16 protein-coding genes are annotated in these 18,645 nt (G+C 69.8%); 7 read left to right on the top strand and 9 right to left on the bottom strand.

Features of this window, described 5'->3' with window-relative positions; translation table 11 throughout:
• Nucleotides 1-228 precede the first annotated feature (228 nt).
• On the top strand, nt 229-2,403 hold the full coding sequence (locus WS54_RS29760; protein ID WP_059782410.1) for a DUF4132 domain-containing protein: 2,175 nt from the start codon (nt 229-231) through the stop codon (nt 2,401-2,403).
• A 9-nt stretch (nt 2,404-2,412) separates the two neighbouring features.
• On the opposite strand, the gene WS54_RS29755 is transcribed toward WS54_RS29760, so the two are convergent.
• Nucleotides 2,413-3,825 (bottom strand): aminotransferase-like domain-containing protein, encoded by a 1,413-nt coding sequence (locus tag WS54_RS29755; protein WP_034209325.1) that lies wholly within the window; start codon nt 3,823-3,825, stop codon nt 2,413-2,415.
• A 231-nt stretch (nt 3,826-4,056) separates the two neighbouring features.
• Here WS54_RS29755 and WS54_RS29750 point away from each other — a divergent pair, with 231 nt between their 5' ends.
• Both WS54_RS29750 and WS54_RS29745 read left to right on the top strand, forming a co-directional pair.
• A complete protein-coding gene (locus WS54_RS29750; RefSeq protein ID WP_059782408.1) occupies nt 4,057-5,328 on the top strand; it encodes an NAD(P)/FAD-dependent oxidoreductase in 1,272 nt (423 codons plus the stop codon).
• Nucleotides 5,325-6,476, top strand: a complete 1,152-nt coding sequence (locus tag WS54_RS29745) for a branched-chain amino acid ABC transporter substrate-binding protein (RefSeq protein WP_034209326.1) — start codon at nt 5,325-5,327, stop codon at nt 6,474-6,476. Before WS54_RS29750 ends, WS54_RS29745 begins: the two co-directional genes overlap by 4 nt.
• A gap of 27 nt (nt 6,477-6,503) precedes the next feature.
• Here the strand turns inward: WS54_RS29745 and WS54_RS29740 are convergent, their stop codons facing one another.
• The 5 genes from WS54_RS29740 to WS54_RS29720 form a co-directional block, all read right to left on the bottom strand.
• Nucleotides 6,504-7,424 (bottom strand): hypothetical protein, encoded by a 921-nt coding sequence (locus tag WS54_RS29740; RefSeq protein WP_059782406.1) that lies wholly within the window; start codon nt 7,422-7,424, stop codon nt 6,504-6,506.
• An 86-nt stretch (nt 7,425-7,510) separates the two neighbouring features.
• Nucleotides 7,511-7,834 (bottom strand): TfoX/Sxy family protein, encoded by a 324-nt coding sequence (locus WS54_RS29735; RefSeq protein WP_034209328.1) that lies wholly within the window; start codon nt 7,832-7,834, stop codon nt 7,511-7,513.
• A 164-nt stretch (nt 7,835-7,998) separates the two neighbouring features.
• Nucleotides 7,999-9,735, bottom strand: coding sequence for a site-specific integrase (locus WS54_RS29730; RefSeq protein ID WP_059782404.1), 1,737 nt, complete (start codon nt 9,733-9,735; stop codon nt 7,999-8,001).
• Between the two features lie 167 nt (nt 9,736-9,902).
• Nucleotides 9,903-10,094, bottom strand: a complete 192-nt coding sequence (locus WS54_RS29725) for a DUF2964 family protein (RefSeq protein WP_059782419.1) — start codon at nt 10,092-10,094, stop codon at nt 9,903-9,905.
• A 13-nt stretch (nt 10,095-10,107) separates the two neighbouring features.
• The gene (locus WS54_RS29720; protein ID WP_059782402.1) at nt 10,108-10,587 is read right to left on the bottom strand and encodes a universal stress protein; all 480 of its coding nucleotides are present in this window, start codon (nt 10,585-10,587) and stop codon (nt 10,108-10,110) included.
• Nucleotides 10,588-10,883: 296 nt separating this feature from the next.
• Here WS54_RS29720 and WS54_RS29715 point away from each other — a divergent pair, with 296 nt between their 5' ends.
• From WS54_RS29715 to WS54_RS29700, 4 genes are all read left to right on the top strand, one after another.
• Nucleotides 10,884-11,645 carry a 2-keto-4-pentenoate hydratase gene (locus WS54_RS29715; RefSeq protein ID WP_059782400.1) on the top strand — a complete coding sequence of 254 codons (762 nt, stop codon included), beginning with the start codon at nt 10,884-10,886 and terminating at the stop codon, nt 11,643-11,645.
• A 31-nt stretch (nt 11,646-11,676) separates the two neighbouring features.
• On the top strand, nt 11,677-13,089 hold the full coding sequence (locus tag WS54_RS29710; RefSeq protein WP_059782398.1) for a hypothetical protein: 1,413 nt from the start codon (nt 11,677-11,679) through the stop codon (nt 13,087-13,089).
• A 307-nt stretch (nt 13,090-13,396) separates the two neighbouring features.
• On the top strand, nt 13,397-15,565 hold the full coding sequence (locus WS54_RS29705) for a hypothetical protein (protein WP_059782395.1): 2,169 nt from the start codon (nt 13,397-13,399) through the stop codon (nt 15,563-15,565).
• Nucleotides 15,566-15,572: 7 nt separating this feature from the next.
• Entirely contained in the window at nt 15,573-16,280 is a 708-nt protein-coding gene (locus WS54_RS29700) for a DUF3142 domain-containing protein (RefSeq protein WP_059782393.1), read from the top strand.
• A 119-nt stretch (nt 16,281-16,399) separates the two neighbouring features.
• Here WS54_RS29700 and WS54_RS29695 read toward each other — a convergent pair whose 3' ends face one another.
• The 3 genes from WS54_RS29695 to WS54_RS29685 form a co-directional block, all read right to left on the bottom strand.
• The gene (locus WS54_RS29695) at nt 16,400-16,624 is read right to left on the bottom strand and encodes a hypothetical protein (protein WP_236872833.1); all 225 of its coding nucleotides are present in this window, start codon (nt 16,622-16,624) and stop codon (nt 16,400-16,402) included.
• A 163-nt stretch (nt 16,625-16,787) separates the two neighbouring features.
• A complete protein-coding gene (locus WS54_RS29690; protein ID WP_059782390.1) occupies nt 16,788-17,624 on the bottom strand; it encodes an alpha/beta fold hydrolase in 837 nt (278 codons plus the stop codon).
• Nucleotides 17,625-17,761: 137 nt separating this feature from the next.
• Nucleotides 17,762-18,595 carry an oxidoreductase gene (locus WS54_RS29685; protein WP_059782388.1) on the bottom strand — a complete coding sequence of 278 codons (834 nt, stop codon included), beginning with the start codon at nt 18,593-18,595 and terminating at the stop codon, nt 17,762-17,764.
• Nucleotides 18,596-18,645: the final 50 nt, after the last annotated feature.

The raw sequence follows: 18,645 nt of genomic DNA, 5'->3' as shown, positions 1-18,645 counted from the left end.
CAGCTGGCGCGACGGCGCCGGACGCGCCCGGGAGGCCCGCCGCACGGGCCACCGCGCGATCGGATCAAGCAGAGTGCAATACTGTGCGCCCCGCAGGTTTTTCACGATGAGAGCAGACCATGCAGTACACGATCGAATCGGCAGCCGGCCTCGGCGGCGCGATACGCGTCGCGGGACCGGCACGGAAGAAGTCGCGCCGGAACGCCGCAGCGGACCGGGAGCGCACACATGACTGATCGCGCCCTCGTTGCGCGACTCATCGCGCGGCTGACCGACGCCACCGCCCACGCAAGCGCCATCGACGCGCCCATCGACCTGTCGGCGCTCGACGCGCCCACGCTCGGCGCCATATGGCCGGCGTTGCGGCGTGTCGAGCACGAGATCCTGGTGCGCGACCAGGCGTTCGGCGATCCGCGCGCCGAATTCGCGCGCACGTTGCACCGGCAGATCGATGCGCTCGGCCTCGTGCCGCTCATCGACGCCGATGCGGCGCTCGAACTGTTTGGCGCCATTCCGGCCGGCGGTTGGAAACGCGCGCTCGAGGATCTGCCATGCCTCGACGCGCTGCCGTCGGCCGCGCTGCAGGCCGAACTCGCGCGGATCGCCGGCGAACCGGAAGAAGGCGGGTTGCGCACGGCGTCCGCCTATGCCGCGTATGCGCTCGACTGGTTCGCGGGCCGCCGCGACTTCTCGGCGCGACGCGACGCCTATGCGCAGGCGCTGGCCGATTCGCCGTTTCGCGTGCGCGAACTCGACGTGTTGCCCGAACTCGGCGCGGCCGCGCTGCTCGCACTGGCTGCGACGAACGACGGCTATTTCGCGCCGAAGCGGCTGTGGCTCGACCTCAGCGATCCGGCCGTGACGCTCGCGCAAGAGGCCGCGTACGTCGCGTTCGCGCGCGACGCGCTGACCGAAGCCGCGCAACAGATCGCCGCGCTGCATGCCGGCACCGTGCCCTACGAAGCCGATCGCGCGTTCACGACCGACGACGCGCAAGTTCTGTCACGCGCCGCGCGCGTGGCCGCGTATCGCGACGAAGCATGGCTGCGCCCGCTGATCGGGCCGCTGCTGACGGGCGTATGCGTTGCGCCGACGGCCGCGAAAACCGCGCCGTCGCAATCGCTCGCCATCGCGCTCGGCCATGCGATCGAGACGATCCCGACACCCGAGGGCGTGCGCGCGCTGCGCGACGCGCTGGCCGTCGTCCGTCACGCGGGCGTGCAGAAGAAACTCGCGCGCAACCTGAAGCCGGCCGAACGCGCACTGGGCGAACGGCCGCGCACCGCGCTGCGGATGACGCTCGATGCGAAGCCCGACAAGAAGCAACTCGCGATGCTCGCCACGTGCATGGAGGCCGGTTTCTGGCAGCCGATGACGCTCGGCCACGCCGAATGGCGCGAGCGGCTCGTCGACGCGCCGGCCGGCGCCGCGTTCGCGGCGCGGATGATCTGGCGGGCACAAAACGGCGACGGTTCGACGCAATCGTTCATCCCCGATATCGCCAAAGGCAAGGTCGTGCTGCGCGATGCGGCCGACCAAGCGTGCGAGATCGCCGACGACTGCGAGATCCGGCTATGGCACCCGCTGCTGGCCGACGCGGCCGAACGGCTCGCGTGGCAGCGCGCGATCGTCGGCCGCACGCTGCGGCAACCGGTCAGGCAGGCGTTCCGCGAGTACTACGTGCCGAGCGACGGCGACGCGTCGGCCAGCGATTCCGCGATGTTCGAAGGTCACGTGCTGTCGAGCCGGCCGCTGCTCGGCGTTGCGCGCCGCGAAGGCTGGTCGATCCGCGCGTACGACGATGCGCTCGTCCGCGAATTCGGCGACGTGCGCGCGACCTTCGTCGTCGATGCGCGGCTCTATCCGGGTTCGGAAAGCCACGGTACGTCGCGCCGGCTGCACTTCGAACGCCGACACGGCGCACGCTGGCTGCCGCTGCCGATCGGCGAAATCGATCGTGTGGTGTTCTCCGAAGTGGCGCGTGCGGTCGACCTGCTCGTCAGCGTGTCCGCGTTCGCGCTCGACGACGATGCGACACGTGCGGCCACCGCTACGCTCGCGGCGGACCCCGTCCGCCTGCGCGATCTCGAATCCGAGCGCCAGCAGCGCCTGAACCGGTTGTCCGATCTGCCGCTCGGCGTGATGGCGCGGCATCGCAAGCACGTGCTGTCGCTCGTGTTCGCCGACGCGATCGCGCAAGGAAGAATGACGATCGACGAACGCCACGTGCGCGTGGGCGCATGGTCGGTGCATTGCGCGACCGGCCGCGTGACGCGCGACGGCGAACCCGTCGATGCGACGACCGCGCCACCGCCGTCGCCGCTGCGCGCGGCGCCGTGGCTGCCTTACGACGAAGCGCTGCTGCAACGGATCGTCGACGTCGTCGCGGGGTTGCTCGATTGAGCGGCGCCGTCAGATCGACCCGAACAGCGCGCGCGGCCGGTCCTTCAGCGTGCCGGACAGGATCCGCAGCCCGTTGACGAGTTCGTCGCGCGTGGCCGGGCACGCGAGGTTGATGCGCACGCCGTGCTCGATCTCCGCGCGGTCGACCGCGAAGGTCGACGACGGCATCACGATCACGCCGCGCGCCTTCGCATTCGCGGCGAAATCGTCCGCGCGCCACGGGGGCGGCAGCCGCAGCCACACGAACATGCAGGCGGGGTCGGACTTCAACTGCCCGGCCGGCAGCAGTTCCCGCGCCAGATCGACGCGCGCACGAATCTCCGCGAGTTGCGCGGCCATGATCCGCGCGGCCGTGCCGTCCTCGATCCACAGCGTCGCGATCAGCATCGACGCGGGCGCCGGCATCCATGCGGTGGTGCGCACGGCTTCCGCGCACAGGGCAACGCTGTCGCGCGGACAGCTCAGGTAACCGAGGCGCAGCCCCGGCGCAAGGATCTTCGACGTCGCGCCGAGATGGAACGTCAGCTCCGGGCACAGCCCCGCGATCGCCGGCAGCCGGTCGCGCACGAGCGGGCCGTACACGTCGTCCTCGATGATCGTCACGTGATGGCGCCGCGCGATGTCCACGAGCGCCATCCGGCGCGCGAGGCTCATCGTCGTCACGGTCGGGTTCTGCAGGTTCGGCACGACGAAGATCGCCTTGACCGGCATGCGCTGGCAGATCCGCTCGATCTCGTCGGGCAGCAGGCCGTCGTCGTCCGCCGCCGCGCTGACGATCTCGAACTGGAACACCGGCGCAAGCGCCTTCAGGCCGTAGTACGTGAGGCGATCGGCAACGATCACGCCATCGGTGCCGATCAGGCTGTTCAGCACCGCATACAACCCGTGCTGCGCGCCGCTCGTGACGACCACCTGGTCGCGCGACGGCGTGAAACCGGGCGCGGCAAGCCACTGCGCGCCGGCCGCGCGCGCCCAGTCGGGCCCCTGCGGCGGCTGGTATTCCTGCAACGCGGCGAAACGCGGGTCATTCGGCAGCGTGCCGAACGTCTGCGCGAGGCTCGCGAGAAATTCGCCGGTGGCCGGCCGGTTGACGGTCAGGTCGATCGCGCCGTTGCCGGCCGCGAGCGACGCGCGGGCCGGCTCGATGCTCGGCATCGCACCGCCGGTGACGAGCGAGCCGCGCCGCTTGCTGCCGATCACGAGGCCGCGCAGCTGCAGCTCCTTGTACGCACGCGACACCGTCGACACGTTGATGCCGAGCTCGGTCGCGAGCTGGCGCTGCGGCGGCAGGCGGCTGCCCGGCGGATACGTGCCGTTGCGGATTTCCGCCTCGATCGAGCTCGAGACCTCGACATAAGTGGGCCGCTTCGCCTGCGTCGGCAGGCCGCCGTCGCGCTCGCCGGAAAGTTTGTCCGATGCCATTTGTCGCCCGTGACCACACAAAAAACGTTTGTCTGCCGTTTTGACTTGCCCAGCGATTGTATATGACATCCCCACCCCGTCAAACGCTTACGGAAAAGTCTGCAGAATCAGCGTATTGAAACCGGGTAAACGCCGACACCACACAATTTCTTTTTGATTGCACACAAAAAATTACTGTGTGATTCTTGATCGCATCTTTGTGTGAATCATGTGGACCCAAGGGGAAGCGTCATGGCGAAGATCGCCATCGTGGGTGCAGGCTTCATCGGGCTCGGCGCGGCGGCATGGCTGCAACGCGACGGGCATCGCGTGACGCTGTTCGATCCGGCCGGCATCGGCGAAGGCGCGTCGTTCGGCAATGCCGCGACGTTCGCACCGTACGGCTGCGCGCCGGTGAACGGCCCGTCCGTATTCCGCAACCTGCCGCACTTCCTGTTCGGCGCCGACAGCCCGCTGCGCATCCGCTGGCCCTATCTGCTGCACGGCGCGCCGTGGCTCGCGCGTTTCCTGCTCGCATCGACGCCCGTGCGCCACGCACGCAGCGCGAGCGCACTGGCCGCCCTGTTGTCGCGCGCAGCCGACGGCTATGCGCCGCTGCTCGCGTCGGCGCGGCTCGCGGCATTCGTGCGGCCGCGCGAATGCCTGTACCTGTACGCCCGGCAGGCGTCGTTCGATGCCGCGCAACCGTCGCTCGCGCTGCGGCGCCGGCTCGGCGTGCCGTTCGAGACGCTCGACGCGAGCGCGATCCGTGCACTCGAACCCGCGCTCGCACCGATCTTCACGCGCGGCGTGCTGTTCGTCGGCAGTTGGCACTTCTCCGATCCGCACGGCTTTCTCGGCGAGCTCTTCGCGCAACTCGCCGCCGCCGGCGCGACGCTCGAACGCGTCCGCGTCGAGCGGATCGTGCCCGCCGGCGACAGCGTGAACGTGCAGGCGGGCGGCACGGTGCGCGGGTTCGATCACGTCGTCGTCGCCGCGGGCGCCCGCTCGCGCGAATTCGCGGCCGCGTGCGGCGATGCGGTACCGCTCGACACCGAGCGCGGCTATCACGTGCAGTTCGGCGCGCACGAACCGATCGTCACGCGGCCGGTCGGCTGGGCCGAACGCGGCTTCTACATGACGCCGCTCGATGAAGGGCTGCGCGCGGCCGGCACCGTCGAACTCGGCGGCTTCGACGCACCGATGAACCCGTCGCTCGTCGCGCTGCTCACGCGTTCCGCGCGCGAAGCCGTGCCGTCGCTGGGCACGCCGACGCGCAGCTGGCTCGGCTTCCGGCCGACGCTGCCCGACGGCGTGCCCGTCATCGGCCGCGCACGCGACAGTGCGCGCGTGATCCACGCATTCGGTCATCAGCATCTCGGCGTGACGCTCGCCGGCGTCACCGGGCAGCTCGTCGCCGACCTCGTCGCCCGGCGCGCACCGCCGCTGGACCTCACACCGTACCGGGCCGCGCGATTCCGACGCGCGCCGCGACTTCCACCCACGCAAGGAGAGGCATCATGAATCGTCGTCACTGGCTGGCATGGCTGGCCGTCTGCTCGATCGGCACGGTCGCGGGGGCCGCGCACGCCGCAGACCCGGAAACCGTCAGGATCGGCTTCGCCGGTCCGCTGACGGGGCCGGTCGCGCGCGTCGGCAAGGATCTGCAATACGGCGCGCAGCTCGCACTCGACGAGGAAAACGCGAAGCATCCGACCATCGGCGGCAAGCCGGTGCGCTTCGTGCTCGACGTGCAGGACGACCAGGCCGATCCGCGCATCGCGATCCAGGTTGCGCAGAAGCTCGTCGACGACGGTGTGGTCGGCGTGATCGGCCACTACAACTCGGGCTGCAGCATTCCGGCGTCGGCCGTCTACAAGCAGGCGAACGTCGCGATGATCACGCCCGGCTCGACCAATCCGCAACTGACGATGCAAGGCTTCAAAAACGTGTTCCGCACGATGGGGCACGACGGCGTCGGCGGCGTGGTGGCCGGCCGCTTCGCGGTCGAGCAGTTGAAGGCGAAGCGGATCGGCATCATCGACGATCGCACCGCGTTCGGCCAGGGCCTCGCCGATGCGTTCGAGAAAGGCGTGAAGGACGCGCACGGCACCATCGTCGGCCGCGAATACACGAACGACAAGGCCGTCGACTTCCGCGGCATCCTGACCACGATGAAGAGCAACAACATCGACCTGCTGTTCTTCGGCGGGCTCGACGAACAGGGCGCGATGCTCGTCAAGCAGATGCGCTCGCTCGGCATCCGTGCACAACTGTTCGGCGCCGGCGCACTGAAAAGCAATGCATTCCTGAAGATCGCCGGCAACGCGGGCGAAGGCACGCAGGATCTGGAGCCCGGCCCCGCGCTCGACAAGCTGCCGTCCGCCGTCGCATTCGCCCAGCGCTACAAGGCGCGCTTCAACCAGGACGTCGAGCTGTACGCGCCGTTCGCGTACGACGCGGCGCTCGCGATGATCGCGGCGGTCCACAAGGCCGATTCGCTCGATCGAGGCAAGATCGTCACGAGCCTGCCGGGCGTGTCGGTAACCGGCGTGACCGGCAAGATCTCTTTCGACGAGCGCGGCGACCTGATCAAGCCGCCGTACACGTTGTTCCGCGTCGACCAGGGGCAGTGGCGCAGCATCCGCACGGTGGGCGGCGCGTCGAACTGATGCCGGGAGCGCGAGCGGGCTGCACCGTCATCGCGCCGTCTGCTGCCGCTGCACCTCCTGCGTTTTCATCTGCAGATACGCGCCGCGCTCCACTTCGTGCAGTTGCTGCGGGTACTGCTCGGTCGCGTCGAACCAGCGCGCGAGGCGCACATCGAGCGGCTTGTCGAGCGTCGCGAGATACGTGTCGATCGCGAGGTAGTAGCGCATCGTGTTGCGCTCGAGCAGCCCGCGCACGCCGCCGACGTACTGCGGCTGCGCGGCCGACGCGGCGCCGACGGTCGTGAACCCGACCTTGTCGCTGCCGACGGTCGCGAGATAGGTCTTCATCGCCATCCGGCCGACCGTGCCGAAGCCATACGAATACGTGAGGTGCAGGAACGTGCGCGACGCGCCGACCGGCACGGCCTCGAGCGCGATCCGGTAATCCTTCGTGCCCATCGGGCCGCTGTCGGCGGTCAGGTCGACCTGGAAATAATCGGGCGTCGCGGCCGCCACGCGGTAGCGGAACTGCACGCGATAGGTATCCGACAGCTTTTGCTCGATCTTGCGGCCGAGGTTCACGTCGAGCACCGCGCCGTTGGCGCCGCTCGCTGCGTGGCAGTACTTCGTGTTCAGGTGCAGGATCAGCACCGCGCACCAGTTCGCGGGGCCTCGTGCGGGATCGTTGAGCTGGCCGTTCACCACCGCGAACGGATAATCGACGACCGCATAGATGTCGCCCTTCAGCGACGACGACGCTTCCGAGGATTCGAGCACCAGGGGCCGGTGAAACGCGTTGTCCTTCAGTTGCGCGCCAAGGCTGCGGTAGCGGTCGAGCAGCGCGGCCGCGCCGTTCACGCCCTCCGCGCCGAACGACAGCGCGCTCCAGCCGACACACAGGGCTGCGACGAGCGCGTGCCAGGCGCGGCGCGCACGCCGCGTGCCGCGCGAAGCTGCGGATGTCTCCATGTTGGTACTCCCTGGCGCACGATGGTCGCGCGCATGTGTCACAGAATACGCCTGCCGGCTGCGCGGCGCGGCATCCGACTCGCTCGTCATCGGCCGCGCTTCACCGGCAGCGGCAGTTGCGCGGCGGTGATCCGGATCAGCGTCGACAGCCATTCGCGCTCGTCCCAGCGATCGCCGGCGATGACGAGATGCGGCTTCGCGCTCGGATACGGCGGGGCTTCGTCGCACGCGCCGAGATACGCGCGGCCTTCGGGCGTCGGCTTGACGAACAGCCGGTCGTCGCAGACGAGCGCGACCATCCTGCCGTCGCAATAGATGCCGTATTCGCCGAACATCTTGCGCGCCGATACCGTACCGGCCGCCGCGATCTGCTCGACGATGAAATCGACCGTGCTCTGGCTCGATGCCATCCGCCGCTCCCGATGAAAAAGTTTATGACCGTCGTGCGCGCCGGACCGTTCCGTCTGGTCTGCCGATACGCTGCGGTGCGTCATGCATTCGCGCACGCGAAACGCGCCCAAGCATCGACCGCTGCCGCCGCGTGCGCGGCGCCGGCCGGCAGCGTCCGACTCGCCTACTTGTCCGCGCCGAATGCACTCGACATCTGCCGCGCCCGCTTCACGTCGTCGCCATGCAGGTAGATCGACGTCGTCGAGATCGACGCATGCCGCAGGTTGTCGCGCACCGTCGTCAGCTCCGCGCCGCGCGCCAGCGCGTGCGTCGCATGCGTATGCCGCATCCAGTGCGGGCTCGCCTGGCGCAGCTTGTGCGCGAGCGCCGGGTGGTCGGCCTCGACGCTATCGGCCGTCTGCGCGAAGAAACGCTGCATCACCTTCCACAGCCGCACGCTCGTGATCGCGGCCGCGTCGTCTTCCGCGAGGCTCGGAATCAGCGGCGTAGCGGGCCGCCAGCGCGCCGGCGTGACCGGCAACCGGCGCGCGACCAGATAGCGATCGAGCGCCGTGCGCGCGAGCGGCGGCAGCGCGACGCGGGCGGCCTTGCTGCCCTTGCCGATCACCTTCAGCCACGCGTCGCCGTGCGCGTCCGTCTCGATGTCGCCGAGCGTCGCGCCGACCAGTTCGCTCGCGCGCAGCCCGGTCGCATAGCCGAAATCGAGAATGAAGCGCAGCCGTTGCGCGGCGGCCGGCGTCCAGCCCGACTGCGGCGCGGCGTCGCCCGCGCGCTTGCGGAACTCGAGCCCGTCGGCGATCGTGCGAACCAGCAGCCACTCGCCTTCGGTGAACGCATGCGACGTATCGAGGGGAGTCGCGCCGCGCGTGTCGCGCACCTTCACGCCGGCGAACGGATTCGCGAGCAGGTAGCGCTGCTCGATCAGCCAGCGGAACAGCGCGCCGAGCACCGACAGCGTGTACGCCGCGGACCGCGCGGACAACGCACCCGAGAACGGCCGCCAGTCGGGCGCGCCGCGCGGCCGCACGGGGCCGACCCAGCGTTCGTGCGGCGTCGGCCGCCGGATGAACGCGCGATACGCGAGCGCATCCTCGGTCGTCAGCGACGACAGCGCGCGGCCGCGCTCGACGATCGCCCACAGGATCAACCGCTCGGCTTCCTTCCGGTACGCACGCCGCGTCGCGGCCGATTCGTGCAGCGACAGCCACGCGTGCACGGCCGCGTAATCGTTGTCCGCATCGAGCGTGCTGGTCGCGCGCGGCGCGCGGAACGTGCCGGCCGAGCCGTCGACTTCGTGCGGTAGCTTCAGTTGCTCCCACGGCACGATGCTGCCGCGCGGCGTCGCGGCGATCAGCGCACGCGCGCGTTCGGTCAGCTCCGGATGCGCGGCGAAGAACGCCTCGATGCGCCGCGCGCCGGCCATGCCGAGGCCCGCGATCGCCCGCCACCACTGGCGCCGGCGCGGAATCCGCACGGTCAGGTCGGCGAGCGTCGCGATCCCGTGTGCACGCAATGCCGCGACCGCGCGCGCCGGCAACCACAGGCCGACGTCGTCGCCGATCTGCGGAACCGGCGCGCGCGCATGACGCAGCAGGCCGATCGCGTCGGTTGCCGCTTTCGCCTCCCGCAAACGCTCGCCGTCCGGATGGCCGAGCCGTTCCGCGAGATCGGCGCGGCCCACCTGCCGCGCGATGCGCACGAGGCGCCGGCGAATGGCGCCGATCACGCCGCGCGCCGACCGTCCGTCGCCGAGCCGGTCGGGCAGGTAGCGCTCGACGGCCTGGCGCACGGTCATGCCCGCGTACCACGCGCGCAGCGCGGCCAGTTCGTCGGCGTCGGGAAAACCTGCGGGCGCAGGCGCGGAATCGGGGGAAAGCGGTGAGGCGAGGCGCGGTTTCATGGGCGCCAGTTTGACAGAAGCGCGCGCGGCCGGATACGCCGCCCGCCCCCTCTGGAACGGGACGATGCGCGTGCGCGGCCCCGCACCCGCCGGGCATCGCGCAAGCGCATCGGGTCGATCGTCGCGACACCGAGGCCGGACGCGCGCCGCCCCCGCTTCCGTGCGGGTCACGCGTCGTCTTTCGGCCCCGGGTTCAGCATCACGACGAAGCCGGCCACGCCGACGATCAACGCAACGGCGCCGCCGCGCAGCGCCGTCGCCGCATCGAACAGCAGGCCCGTCACGACGGCCATCATGCCGACGAGCGACACGAACACGGCGATCGCCGCGACGACGATCCGGTACTGGCGGCGTATCATCGTGCGCGCCACGTCATGCCGCGGCCGCGGCGACCGGCTCGTCGGCGTCGACGCCACGAATCAGCAGCACCGGGCACGTCGCGCCGCGCACGAAACGCTCGGCGACGCTGCCGAGCAGCACGCGCCGGATACCGCGCCGCCCGTGCGTGCCGACCACCGCGAGATCGATCCCGCGCTCCTTCACGTAACGTTGCAGGCGTTCCGCGATGTCCTCGCCGATGCTCTCGGTCTCGACGAGTTCGGCTTCGCCTTTCGCGCCGGCCAGCGCGACGATCCGTTCGGCTTCGCGCAGCACCTTGCGCCCGTCGTCGCGAATCTCCTCGACGAGCGCGTGCGGATCGAGACGGCCGGCATACGTGAACAGCACCGACTTGTCGACCACGTACACGACGCTGACGTGCGTATCGCCCGCCAGCGCCACCTTCACGGCCTCGGCCAGTGCCTGTTTCGACGAAGCGCTGCCGTCGACGGCCACCATGATCTTCTCGTACATGCGAACCTCGCTGGGGTGAGTTGCCGCGCGCGCCGTCGCGCCCGGCCATGTCTCCATCATCGGCCGACGGCGGGGCCGAACATTGACGGCGGTCAAGCGCGGCAGCGCCCGCGCATGCGGCAAAACGGCACGACGGTAAGGGGGAGGCTCGCGTCGGCGGCCGGGCCGCGAACCGGGCCGGCCATGCGCGCGCCGACGCGCTTTCGAGCGGCCATCGCGCCGAAGGCGCTATCATCGAACGTGCGACTTTCGTCCGGCCCTTTTTTCCGGCCCCACTTTCAACTCGCTCAACCGACATGACAACGACTATCGAACGCGTGGACGGCGCCGCCCAGCATCTCGTCGCCGCCCGCCATGCCGGCTCGCCCGGCCCGCTGTTGCCCGATGCACTGCGCCCCGACGACATCGACACCGCGCTCGCGATCCAGCAGCGCGTGGCCGACCTGCTCGGCGAACCCGTCGGCGGATGGAAATGCGCGCTGCCGCCGCCCGATCGCGTGATCCTCGCGCCGATCTTCGCGTCGACGATCGGTGAAGCCGATGCGCCGTACCGCGTCGTCGGCGGGCCGATCGTGCGGATCGAACCGGAAATCGCATTCGTGCTCGATCGCGACCTGCCCGCGCGCGAGCAGCCGTACGACGAACTCGACGTGCGGGCGGCGATCCGGGAAGTGCGCGTCGTGCTCGAGATACTGGGCTGCCGCTATGCGGAGCCGGCGCGCGCGTCGAAGTTCGAGCTGCTGGCCGACGGGCAATTCAACCAGGGGCTGTGCGTCGGCCCGGTCGTGCCCGACGGCTTGAACGCGCCGCTCGCGACGCTGGCGCTGTCGTTCGAAGGCGCGCTGAACCGCACGATCGACGGCAGTCATCCGGACGGCGATCCGCTGAAGCCGCTGGTGTGGCTCGTCAACTTCCTCGCGTCGCGCGGCGACGCGGTGCGCGCCGGCCAGATCGTGACGACCGGCTCGTACGCGGGGGCGATCGAGGTGCCGCTCGGCGATGCGCTGACGGTCCGCTACGGCGAGCTCGGCAGCCTGTCGGTGACGTTGACCGCGTGACGGGTCACGTCGCTTTCACGCCCCATCCGCCATGTCGCTGACACCGCTGCCCGCCCTGCTCGACGCCGTCCTGCGCACCGTCGCGCGCCGTTATCGGCTGCCGCCGCTCGACCGCGCGTCGTCGCTGACCGACGCGACGCATCCGGCCACCGCGCTGGCGGTCGTGATCGAGGAAGCGCGCAGGATGCAGGCGGACGGCCACACGCCCGGCGCGGACCTGCGACGGCGCTTCGTCGATGCGCTCGCACGGATGATCCGCGACGCGATGGATCCGTCATCCGGCGACCCGTCGTTTCAGGCATCGGTGCTGCGCCACGATGCGCCGAACGTGCGCGAATACGCGTCGTTGTCCGCGCACGCCGAGCAGGACCGGCGCTCGCTCCACGCGGCCGTCAATGCGATCGCGCACCCGGCCAAGCTCGAGCGCAGCGCACAGGCCTGGCAACGCGACGGCCTCGCGCGCCTGCATGCGGCCGCGACGTCGGCGGCGTGGGCCGAGCTGCATGCCGCGCTCGCGCAACTGCTCGCGCTGCCCGAGATGGCGACCGATGCGGCGTTCGAGCAGGACATCGTCAAGCTCAAGGACAGCCCCGCGCTCGAACGCACGCTGCGACTCGATGCGCTGGCCGCGGACGACGACGTGCGTCGCTACCGCGCGCTGTGGGTCCGTCAGGGCCCGCTCGTCGGCAGCACGGCCGCCGTCGCGCAAGGCGCGGCGTCCCAGCAGCGCGGCGCGGCCGTCGAAGCGCTGGCCGCGCAGGCGCTCGACGCACTGGCGCGCCGGCTCGACGCGGTGGACGAGCACCGCACCTACCGCGTGGTCACGTCGATGCGTGTGCCTTCGTCGATCCCGGGCCGACACGACCGCGCGAAAACCGAATGGGACGCGATCCTGCTCGAACGCGCGCGCGGCGGCGACCCGGCGCTCGCGTGGAACGTGCGCTTTCTCATCGAAGCGAAAGCCTCCGCGGATGCCGCGACGACCGACCTGCCGCGACTGCTGCGCGGCCTGAACCTGCTCGCGCAGGCCGCGCCCGACACGGTCTATGCATTCGAGACGCACCAGGGCACGGTGCGCGTGCAGGGCGCATCGCTGCACGCGTTGACGACCGACGAAGCGGCGCTGCGACGCGAGGTGCTGTATTGCTGCGACGCGTCCGCGGACGCGTCGCCGCGCCTGCTGGGCGCTGCGAGCCGGATGCAGTTGCTGTCGGCACAGGCCAGCCTCGAATACGCGAGCGCGCTCGCACGGCAGCCGGATGCCGATCCGGACGGCCTCGGCGTCGTCTGGCACGCGCTGCTGACCCTGCCGCAATGGCACGCCGTGCTGCATCAGTACCCGTCGTTGCGGCAGGTCCGCGAACTGATGGTGGCCATCGACGATTTGCGGGCCGCGCTCGACGAGATGGACGACGGAGGCATCGCCAGCAGCGTGTGCGCGTGATGCGCAGTCGTGACGGACGCGCGACGCCCGCGTGCTGCTCGCCCGATTTGTAAGCAAACCGAACTATCGTCGGCGTCCGCTACTGCCGGCTGCATCTCGGTTCAAGCGATCCGGATTCAAGGTCGCGTTGCGTCCACACCGGGTGGATGTCCATTTCACGGGGCTGCCCTCCGCATCGCTGGCCGGCCGACACCATGCCGGCCACGCCGGCCGTGACGGCGCCGGCCGGTGAGGTACGATACGCGCCGGGGCAAAGCGCCCCCTGAGAGAACCGGCCGTCGCGGCCCCCCTACCCGACACAAGAAAAATGCGAAGAAACCCGATGCTGCACCGAACCCTGTTCGCCGCGCTGGCGATCGGCCTGCTGTGGATGCCGGCCGCCCATGCCAGCGGAGACGACGGCTGCTACGTGCCGAACACGCTCCGGCAAACGTCATACTCCTGCGGCAACGTGCCGATGCTGATGCCCGCCAACGACACGCGCGTCAACGCGATGCTGATGATGGCCGACAGCGGCAAGGTCGCGCAGGTGTTTCCGGACCCGAAGACCATCCCGGCGAAAGAGCGGGTCGAGCGGATCGTCGTGCCGTTCCCGATGGATTTCTCCGGATGGATCTATATCGGCCAGAAGGAGGCCGACCAGACCGGCGGCGCAGCGGATGCCGATGCGTCGTCGAACCGGTACGCGGACGGCGAAGGCAGCATCTGCCGCAGCATGAGCGCGGGCACGGACGCATTCAACGACGCACTGGGCAGCGCCGCCGGTCTGCCCGCCGACGAGGCTGCGCGCCTGCGCGCGGCGCGCGCCGACATCGCGCAGCAGAACTGTGCCGCGGGCGGCGCGAGCACCGCGTGGACGAAGCCGCCGGTCAAGTCGCCGCTCGGCCAGCAGTTCGCCGCGTACCTCGACGGCGCGAACGCGTTCTACCGCGCCGACTTCCTCACCGCGACCCGCGCCTTCGCGAACGCATCGCACAGCGCGGACCCGTGGCTGAAGGAAACCGGCCTCTACATGGCCGGGCGTGCGCAGTTGAATGCCGCGCAGGCCAACGCATTCGACCACGACAGCCCGACGCCGACGCGCGCGCGCGTGACGAAGGTGTCGCTCGACGCGGCGAACACGGTATTCCGGACCTACCTGAAGGTGTATCCGAAGGGGCGCTATGCGGTGTCCGCGACCGGGCTGTTGCGGCGTGTCGCGTGGCTCGACGGCAACGTCACGCAGCAGGCCGACCTGTACGGGCATGCGCTCGCGCACTGGTCGCCGGCGACGTCGAACGTGCCGCTGATGCAGCTGGCGAACGAACTCGACAGCAAGCTGCTGTTCGGCTCGGCATTCGACGCGAGCCAGATCCAGTCGCCGACCGTGCTCGCCACCGTCGACCTGCTGCGCATGCGTGCGTCGGACAGCAACGATCCGAGCCGCAAGCCGATGACGCTCGACGAGCTGCAGGCGCAGAAGCCGCGCTTCGCGAACGCGCCCGCGCTCTACGACTACCTGCTCGCCACGTGGTACGTGCAGATCGGGCACAAGCCGGATGCCGCGCTCGAGCTGCTGCCGCAAACGCCCGCTGCACCGCTCGACTACTTCGGCCTGAGCCAGCAGGCGCTGCGCGGGTTCGCGCTGGAGGACAGCGGCCGGAACGACCAGGCCCGCCAGCTGTGGCGCGACCTGATCCCGCTCGCGACGTTCCGCTTCCAGCGCGAAATGCTGGAGCTCGCGCTCGCGATCAACCTGGAGCAGGCCGGGCTCGTCAACGATGCGTTCGCCGACGATTCGCCCGTGCAGAACGCCGCGATCCGCGCGGTGCTGCTGCAGCGCGCGGCCAATGCCGACCTGCTGCGCGCGCAGGCGCGGAATCGGGCAACCGGCGGCGCGCTGCGCGACACCGCGCTGTACACGCTGCTGTACAAGGAGCTCACGCGTTCGCACTACGCGGACTTCCTCGCCGACATGGCGCTGATGTCCGGCACGCCCGCCGATCCGTTGAAGCCGTTCATCGCAGCCGGCACGAAAAACGAAGACGGCTACACGTGCCCGTCGGCGCGCGACATCGCCGCGACGCTGCAGCAGAATCCCGCCGATCCGAAAGGGCTGAACTGCCTCGCCGATTTCGTGCGACTTCATCCGCCGGTGCCCGGCCTCGAGACCGATCCGGTGCCGTCGTGGGTCCGCAACGCGTCGAGCACGGCCGCCACGCGCGTGCCGCCGACGCTCGGCGCGGCGCCGTCGCAGTTCGCGGGCAAACCGTACGAGCGGATGTCGAGCTACGTGACGGTGATGGCCGATACGCAGGCGAACCCGAACGACCGCGCGTACGCGTTCTATCGCGCGATCAGGTGCTACGCGCCGGGCGGCTCCAACGAATGCGGCGGCAAGGAGGTCTCGAAGAGCACGCGCAAGCGCTGGTTCGACACGCTGAAGACCGCCTATCCGGACAGCCCGTGGGCGCGGAAGCTTCGCTACTACTGGTGAGCGCCGCATGAAGCGCATCGCGTGCATCGCGCTGCTGCTGGCCGCGCGCGGCGCGCTGGCCGGCACCGTCGACGCCGCACGGTACGACGCGTTCTGGCTGTGGGCGGGCGTGAAGCCGCAGGCGGTCGTGCGCGGCGCGCGCGCCGTCTACGTGCTGCAAGGTCAGATCGAGGCGTCGCCGCGGGACGAGTCGCAGGTGCGCGTGATCGCGCAGGGCGTCGCGCTGCCGCCCGCGCCCGACGCGCACGTGTGGCTCGTCTATCGCGCGCATACGCTGCGCTGGACGCCGCGCGTCACGCAGATCATGCTCGCGCAGCTCGCACGCTGGCGCGCGTCGGGCCGCACGATCGCCGGCATCCAGATCGACTTCGATGCCGGTACGCGCCACCTGGAGGATTACCTCGCGTTTCTGCGCACGCTGCGCGAGACCTTGCCCGCCGATTGCCGGCTGAGCATCACGGGGCTGCTCGACTGGAGCAGCCGCATCGATACCGACCAGGTCAACCGGCTCAAGGGGATCGTCGACGAGGTGGTCGTGCAGACCTACCAGGGCCGCAGCACGATCCCCGATTATGCAGCCTATCTGCCGCGCGTCGCGCGGCTGCAACTGCCGTTTCGCATCGGCGTGATCCAGGGCGGCGAGTGGGACGCGCCGCCGTATCTCGCATCGAGTCCATGGTTCCGCGGCTACGTCGTGTTCCTGCGCAATGGCTAGCGGGCGCCGGCGCGACGCAAGCGAAGCGTGACGCCGATCGACGATGCGCTACGCGGCGTGCGCGAGCGTGCTGCCGAGCCCGACGAGCGCGATCGCGAGCAGCGCAAGCGCCGACGATGTCACGATCCATCGCCGCTTCCGATGAATCGCCGGATGGTTGATCGCGGCCATGTAGCCGTCAGGACCGTGAAATCGACGGCGATCCACAGCGCGGCGAGGATCGCGAGGCTCACGCGCGAATCGGGCGTGATGCCGACGAACCGCGGAAAGAACGCAACGAAGAACAGCAGATCCTTCGGATTCGCGATGCCGACGACGAAGCCGCGCAGGTACGCGAACTGCATGCGATCGTGGCCAGCCGGATGCCGCGCCTCGCGCATCCAGGCGTGAGCTTCGTCGATTTGGGGTGAAGCACCCAATGGACGATGCGCCCCTTTCCACGCGCGGCCGGACCACTTTCCCTACGATCGCGGCGCCGCCCGCCGCAGCGGGCCGGCGCCGACACCGTCATGCCCGCACGAACGCGAGCAGGTCGGCGTTGAGCACGTCCGCGTTGACCGTCAGCATCCCGTGCGAATAGCCCGGATAGGTCTTCAGCGTGCCGTTCTTCAGCAGCTTGATCGACTTCAGCGCGGAATCCGCGATCGGCACGATCTGGTCGTCTTCGCCATGCAGCACGAGCGTCGGGACGGAGATCGACTTCAGGTCGTCGGTCTGGTCCGTTTCCGAAAACGCCTTGATGCCGTCGTAATGCGCCTTCGCGCTGCCTGCCATCCCCTGCCGCCACCAGTTGCGGATCACGCCCTGGTGCACGGTCGCGCCCTCGCGGTTGAACCCGTAGAACGGGCCGCTCGGCACGTCGAGGAAGAACTGCGCGCGATTGTCGGCGAGCGCTTTCCGGAAGCCGTCGAACACCTCGAGCGGCAAGCCCTCGGGGTTCGAGTCGGTCTTGAGCATCAGCGGCGGCACCGCGCTGACCAGCACCGCCTTCGCGACGCGGCCGGCCGGCTCGCCGTGCTTCGCGACGTAGCGCGCCACTTCGCCGCCGCCCGTCGAGTGCCCGATGTGCACCGCATTGCGCAGGTCGAGCGCTTCGACCACCGCGAACGCATCCGCCGCGTAATGATCCATGTCGTGGCCGTCCCAGACCTGCGCCGAGCGGCCATGGCCGCGCCGGTCGTGCGCGATCACGCGATAGCCGTTCTGGACGAAGAACAGCAGTTGCGCATCCCAGTCGTCGCTGGACAGCGGCCAGCCGTGATGGAACATGACGGGCTGCGCATCTTTCGGACCCCAATCCTTGTAGAAAATATCGACGTTGTCCTTCGTGGTGACGTATGGCATCGCGATGCTCCGGTAAGGTGGATGAACGTGGCGAGCGGGCCGGTTGCCATTATCGGCCATTATTGTGAAACCTCGATGCCATCGCGCGCAGCGAGGGCCGATCATCCACCGGCAGGAAACGAACGATGCCGCGCGCGTCAGCCGTCCGTCGACACCGTCACGGCTTCCCACGCGCGGATTTCGTCGTCCAGCGCCGACAGTTTGTCCCGCACGAGCCGCAGCGCGTCGCTGCCGAGCAGCAGATGCGCGGGCGGACGGTCCGCCGCCATCACGGCGAGCATCGCCCGCGCGGCCTTCGCGGGATCGCCCGGCTGCTTGCCGCTTTTCTCCTCGCGCGCGCGGCGGATCGGATCGAACAGCGCATCGTAGTCGGCAATCGAGCGCGGCGTGCGCACCATCGAGCGGCCGGCCCAGTCCGTGCGGAACGAACCCGGCGCCACGGCCGTCACCGCGATGCCGAACGGCTCGAGCTCCTTGCCGAGGGTTTCCGAAATGCCTTCCAGCGCGAACTTGCTGCCGCAGTAGTACGCGATGCCCGGCATCGTGATGTGACCGCCCATCGACGTGATGTTCAGGATGCGGCCGCGCCGGCGCGCGCGCATGAACGGCACGACGGCCTTCATCATCGCGACCGCGCCGAACACGTTCACGTCGAACTGCCGGCGCATCTCGTCGAGCGGCGCCTCCTCCATGATCCCTTCGTGCCCGTAACCCGCGTTGTTCACCAGCGCGTCGATGGGCCCGACGTTCGCCTCGATGTCCGCGACGACGCCGTCGATGCGGTCGAAGTCGGTCACGTCGAGCACGCGCGCGACGGCCGCCTGCGCGGACAGCGCCTCGAAGTCGCGCGCCGCCTGCGCGCTGCGCACCGTACCGACCACCGTGTGGCCGGCGGCCAGCGCCTCCCGGGCAAGCGCGCGACCGAAACCGCTGCTGACGCCGGTAATGAGCATGATGTTGCCGGATGCCATGTGAGCTTCTCCCGAATGTCGATCGAAGCATGCATACTAGTCTGACGAAC

This window comes from Burkholderia sp. NRF60-BP8, assembly GCF_001522585.2.
GTDB lineage: Bacteria > Pseudomonadota > Gammaproteobacteria > Burkholderiales > Burkholderiaceae > Burkholderia.
The sequence above is the reverse complement of the archived record's forward strand: the minus strand, read 5'-3'. Positions and strand labels throughout refer to the sequence as shown.